General features: G+C 60.2%; 6 protein-coding genes. 1 reads left to right on the top strand and 5 read right to left on the bottom strand.

The features are described 5' to 3' along the window. The 5 genes from AC1D08_RS33560 to AC1D08_RS33540 form a co-directional block, all read right to left on the bottom strand. The coding region (locus AC1D08_RS33560; RefSeq protein WP_477425323.1) for a ParB/RepB/Spo0J family partition protein at positions 1-638 on the bottom strand (638 nt) is incomplete at its 3' end. 287 nt (positions 639-925) lie between these two features. After that, positions 926-2,122: a DUF932 domain-containing protein gene (locus AC1D08_RS33555; protein ID WP_477425321.1), complete on the bottom strand. Its 1,197-nt coding sequence runs from the start codon at positions 2,120-2,122 to the stop codon at positions 926-928. 687 nt (positions 2,123-2,809) lie between these two features. After that, positions 2,810-3,814, bottom strand: coding sequence for a tyrosine-type recombinase/integrase (locus tag AC1D08_RS33550; RefSeq protein ID WP_477425319.1), 1,005 nt, complete (start codon positions 3,812-3,814; stop codon positions 2,810-2,812). Continuing rightward, positions 3,811-4,530, bottom strand: coding sequence for a tyrosine-type recombinase/integrase (locus AC1D08_RS33545; protein WP_477425318.1), 720 nt, complete (start codon positions 4,528-4,530; stop codon positions 3,811-3,813). Before AC1D08_RS33545 ends, AC1D08_RS33550 begins: the two co-directional genes overlap by 4 nt. Before the next feature lie 18 nt (positions 4,531-4,548). Beyond that, positions 4,549-5,013: a hypothetical protein gene (locus tag AC1D08_RS33540; RefSeq protein ID WP_477425316.1), complete on the bottom strand. Its 465-nt coding sequence runs from the start codon at positions 5,011-5,013 to the stop codon at positions 4,549-4,551. A 156-nt stretch (positions 5,014-5,169) separates the two neighbouring features. On the opposite strand from AC1D08_RS33540, the gene AC1D08_RS33535 reads away from it, so the two are divergent. Continuing rightward, on the top strand, positions 5,170-5,253 hold the full coding sequence (locus AC1D08_RS33535) for a hypothetical protein (protein ID WP_477425325.1): 84 nt from the start codon (positions 5,170-5,172) through the stop codon (positions 5,251-5,253). Positions 5,254-5,287 lie beyond the last annotated feature (34 nt).

Genomic DNA, 5,287 nt, shown 5'->3' with positions numbered 1-5,287 from the left:
ATGTAATAGGGTTCCTGCGTGTGCGAGCTGGAAATCCGCTCCCAGACCTGTTCCTGGCGCGCGTGATCGTCCGAGATCGAAAACGCCATGATCTGTTCGAGACGGATTTCGTCGTTCTCGTAGTGATCGAGAAGTTTTGGCGACACCGAGGCTAGCCGCAGGCGCTGCCGGACCGTCGCCGGCGATACGAAGAAGCGGGCGCCGATCTCGTCCGGATCGAGGCCCTGATCGCTGAGCGTCTTGAAGGCCCGAAACTGGTCGAGCGGATGGAGGTCGGCGCGCCGCAGGTTTTCGGCAAGCGAATCCTCCTCGGCCGAGGTCTCCTGCCCGCGATTGACGATGCAGGGGATTGGCTCATTCTTGGCCAGGCGCTTTTGCTTGATGAGGATGCCGAGCGCGAGATAACGCCGGCCGCCGGCGGGCACCTCGTACGTGCCGGTCTCCTCGCCCTCGCCGTCGAGCACGGGACGGACGTTCAGGCTCTGGATCAGCTTTCGCCGTCCGATGTCTTCGGCCAGCTGCTCAATCGACACGCCGTCCTTGATGCGCCGGACATTTTTCTGCGACAGCATCAGCTTGTCATAGGGAATATTCTCCGCGGCGTTCATCGCGATCTTCTGAATGGCGTTCTTTGCCATGGTCAGGTTCTCCATGACGGGCGGCCCGGGGCCTCTCCCCGAACCTCCAAGCCCGTCAAAAACCCTCCCCTCCCCCCTCTGCCTCCAGGCCTCACGCCGACCCGGCCCCGGCTCAGACCTCGACGCGGCCGAGCCGCCGGAGGTGCATCCCTCCAGCATGTTGGCTTCACCGGGTTCTCAAACGAAAAAAGCGCCGTCCTCTTACTTCGGAGGACGGCGCTGGGATCGATGGAGACGGCCGGAGACGAGGCCGACAACGACAGTTTTCGCTGCCGGCCTCCGCAGGATCAGGCGGCGAAGTCGAGGAGCTTCTTGGCTTTGCCCTCCAGGTCCAGTCGGACATCCTGATGCGGCTTGTCGCGCGCGACCCGCGTGATGCCCTGCACGAAATCAAAGATCGATTCCGGTGGTCGGCCTTCCTCCATGAGAACAGTATCGATGATCTTCGTGGTCTCCGACTTGGAGAAGCCGCGCTTGCGCAGGAAGTTTTGGCGGTCTTCGTCATCTCGGGCCACGATCCTTTGCCGCGCCGTCTTGATGCCGTTGACGAACGGCATGGGGGAGGAATCGGCAAACTGGATCAGGGCCGGTTCGGCTTCCAGTGCGAAACGGGAGGCCGCGTATTTTGAATGGCGGATGGTGATTTCCTCGAAATCTTCCACGCCCCACAAATTGCGATTCTGACACACGGCGCGCAGATAAAAGCTGGCGATCCCGAGGGTGCGGGCACCGACCTCGGAATTCCAGCAGTAGAAGCCGCGGAAATAGAGATCCGGTTCCCCATTTGGCAGCCGTCCGGCCTGGATCGGGTTCAGATCGTCGACGAGGAACACAAAGACATCGCGGTCTGACGCGTAGAGCGTCGTGGTATCGCGGGAGATGTCGACGTGCGGATTGTAGATACCTGTCGACCAGTCGAGCACACYGGGCACCTTCCAGCGGGTGTCGCCGGTTCCGTTGCCGGCGATCTTTTGCACCGCGTCCACCAGTTCTGAGTCAAATATTCTGCCGTAATCAGGGCCTGTTACCGCCCGCAACTCGAGGCGTCCGTTCTCGATCTCCAGCGTCTTGACCTGCTCGGCGCGATGGTTGAGGAGACCATGCTGTAGGTTGATCGCCGCGAGCGGAGCCGGCAGCTGACGCAGATAGGTGGCCGGCGCGCCGACCAGGCTGGCGAGTTGGCCAAAACTCCAATGCGTGGGGGCAACAGGCGCACGCGCATCGGGCAGCATTAGTCTCAGGCGCTCGGGATCGTCGCGGCTGGCCTCGACGCGGATCAGCTCACTTTCGACGATGCGGGTCTTGCTGCGCTCCGATCGGCTCTTTACCGAATTCCGGAGGTCGGCAAGCGACAGGTATCGCTCGTCCGCCGGCCGGTTAAACCATTCTGACGAGACGCGGCCGATGCGCTGGCCGCGGCTGACGTCGACCTTGTAACCGGCACGCTCGTTGCGCTTTGGCGTGTGAATTTCCATCTGGGTCATGGGTGTCGCTCCTCGGCGGGCGCCGGAAGACTCTCTCCCGGACCTTTACCCGCCACCGCAACCCGCCCGCCCTCTTTCTCTCCCGGCGCCTGCGCCCCTAGAAGCGTCGCCATTGCGGCAGCAGCCTCTTCAAGGCTTACGACCAGGAAGGAAGGCGCGGCCTTCTTCAGGAAAGCTCGAGCATGGGACCAAGCGCAGCTTCATCTTCCGGATGCGACAGAATTCCGCTGTGCTTTCTTGCGCAACAGGACCGAGGCCCCTCCGGATTCAGGTAGCGGCCTGCTGAAATTGGACAGGCAACTTCTCTCGAGATTGAGTAACCGCGGTTTCTTTTCGGGGCCTGCTGTATAAACTGACCCCACGTCCTGATACTCGAAGTCCGTGTCATGACCTGAATTGAAAGTGTAAGCATGTCGAGCAGGTTCGTCCGGCCCGTGGTGGTGCAAGTTGGCCGGCAGGAGCGTGAGCGCGTCATATTCGATGTGAACGACGCAGCCGCGATCCTGCTGCGGAGTTTCCCTCATCAGACGACGAAGCGAAAACTGTCTATGGATGCATGTCTTCAGTAATGGCGAGCTCGCCATTAGCGCAGACATCAGCAGCAGTTCATAATGAGAAGGAACGCGCCGAACACGTGGTTTTTGCTGGGCCGGTGGTGACGCGTTCCTCGACATTATTTTTGCGGAATTACAAGGTGTCGAGCCAGGCGATAACGCTCTGGTCCTCCTTCCACGACGCGCGTTTGCCTGGTGGCGATGGGATTTCGAGCCGCTCCAATGCCATGCGCTTCGTTTCCAGATTCGCCTGAGCGTAGTGGTTGGTGGTGTCAAGGCTGACGTGGCCAAGCCAGCTCCGGATCACCGTGATGTCGACGCCCGCCGCCACCAAATGAACCGCCGTCGCATGACGGAAGCTGTGGGGTGTAATCGTCTTGGAAGCGAGGCTGGGCGCGATCTTTGTTGCCGCTTCGACATATTCGACCAGTTTGAAGCGGACGCCCGAAGCGCCGAGTGAAGCGCCATACCGATTGACGAAGATCGGTTCGTCCTCGCGTCTTGGCTGCCGCCGAAGTAATGATCGCAGCAGCAAGATGGTTTCCGGCCAGAGAGGGCTGATGCGTTCTTTCCGGCCCTTACCGTAGAGACGGACGCAAGCAGGCGTATCGAACCGGATTGCCCCGGGGCAAACGTCGAGCGCTTCCTGGATGCGCGCACCCGTATTGTAAAGGAAGGAGAGCAGCGCGTGGTCGCGCTGCCCCTCGACCGTCGAGCGATCGGGCTGGGCTAGAATCGCCTTCACTTCTTCCGGTTCCAGATAGCATGGCGCGGGGGTTGGTGCCTTCTTCATCGGCACATGCAGGATTTCGGTGCACTGTGCGATAGCCGCTGGTTCCCGACCAGCAACGAAGCCAAAAAAGCTGCGCAAGGCCGACAAGCGGCAATTGCGCGTGCCAATCGTGTCTCCTCGCTCCTGCTCGGTATGGCGCAGGAAGGCGCTGACCTCGGCGGCTGTCAGGTCCGCCAGAGTGAGCCGGGCAAYCGATCGATGCCGTTGCTGCGCGACGAACCTTAGGAATAGGCGCCAGGTGTCACGGTAAGAACGCACAGTATGTTTGGATGCGTTTCGCTGCTGGACCAGCCATTCATAGAAGAAGGCATGAAGCAGACGCGGGAATGGGTCGACCATCCTCATGGCCGCACCCCTTCCGATACGGCAAGGCAATGTGCCCCGAACCTTCGGAAGCGTTGGTTTGCCTGTTCCAGAAGATCCTGGGTGACGGTGATGTAGACGAGCGTCGAATGGATATCGCGGTGACCAAGATACGTCGCGAGGAACGGCAACTTGTCCTGCGGATTGATGCCGGCGCGGTACCATTCGAGAATACGGTTCACCACGAACGAGTGGCGAAGATCGTGAATGCGAGGTCCGGTTTTGCCTGTCGCCGGTTTGAGCCCAGCACGACGCAGGATGTCGATCAGGCAACGGGCGATGGCCTGCGACGTGTATCGGGCATTGCCTTGATCGTGCCAGAACAGGCCGGACTCCGCATTTTGCGGCGCCTTCGCCTTACGCCTCATCACCAGATATTCCGTCAGCGCCGCCAGTGTGCTGCCGGCAAGCGGCAGGATCCGGGACTTGAAGAACTTCGTTTCCCGGATGGTGATCGTGCCGGCAATCAGATCGACATCACCAAGATCGAGACGCGCGAGTTCCCCCAGCCGCAACCCGCAGCAATAGGCCAATACCAGCATCACGTAGAGGCTCACCGGTCGGAGCGGTGACCGCGGTGAAGGGTAGGATTGGGCGATATCGAGAAGCCGACGGATCTCTTCGACACTGTAGATGTAGGGCCGGCGCCATTGCTTCGCGACCTGCTGTCCCGGCCGCGGGTCGGGACGTTTCGGCATGATCGCCGGATCAAACGGTTAAGCGCCTTGCCCAGCACGCGCGCGAGCTTCTCGCATTCGGCGGCATGGTTCGCCGTCGACCGTGCCGCCGCCCAGTGCTGTAGCATGATCGGTACCGGCTCCGCCCTCATAATGAGCCAAAACCTCGCGGTAGAGACGTTCGCCAGCATCGGTCGGGTCCGGTTCTGGAGGCCATCGCTTAAGCGAACGTCGTAAAAGGGCATGGATTGCCGCCCGCGGGGTGGCCTCCCAATGAGGTGCCGGTGGATGACCATATCGTTTTCGAAATCGACGCACGGCGAGGCGAAGGTATTTCGACACATCATCCGGCGTTACCATCTCCAGAGCTATGCCTCGCTCGGAAAGATGCTGCAGAAAATACTCGGCGTTGCGGCAATAATTGTAAATTACAAATGGATTGAATCGCTGTTGCGTCAGCCACGCCTTCAGTTCGGTGACCAGAGAGCTGGTTTCGTGTGACATGAAAATCTCCTCGACTGCGTTTTGAACGACAGCCAAAGATCTCATGTCGGAAAATAATGCGCAGCACGCCGAAGGCCGATCGGGCCTGCCTGCTGGGAAAATCGCGTGTTCGGCGCGTTCCTTCACATTATGAACTGCTGCTGATTACTTCAGGTTCTGCGCGGTGAAGCTCAGACGCCGGTTGCGAGACGGGCCTTCGTCGCAGCGGCGTTGGAAGCGAACATCCTACGCAGCGACTGAGTTTCAAATTGATAGTAGCCTCAATGGCTTCGAA

This window comes from Mesorhizobium sp. P2_E6, assembly GCF_056403835.1.
This window is presented reverse-complemented; position numbering and strand designations above follow the sequence as displayed.

What these genes read in the sequence shown, in the direction of transcription:
- AC1D08_RS33540 (WP_477425316.1), bottom strand. Translation starts at nt 5,013, where the DNA reads ATGTCACACGAAACCAGCTCTCTGGTCACCGAACTGAAGGCGTGGCTG.
- AC1D08_RS33545 (WP_477425318.1), bottom strand. Translation starts at nt 4,530, where the DNA reads ATGCCGAAACGTCCCGACCCGCGGCCGGGACAGCAGGTCGCGAAGCAA.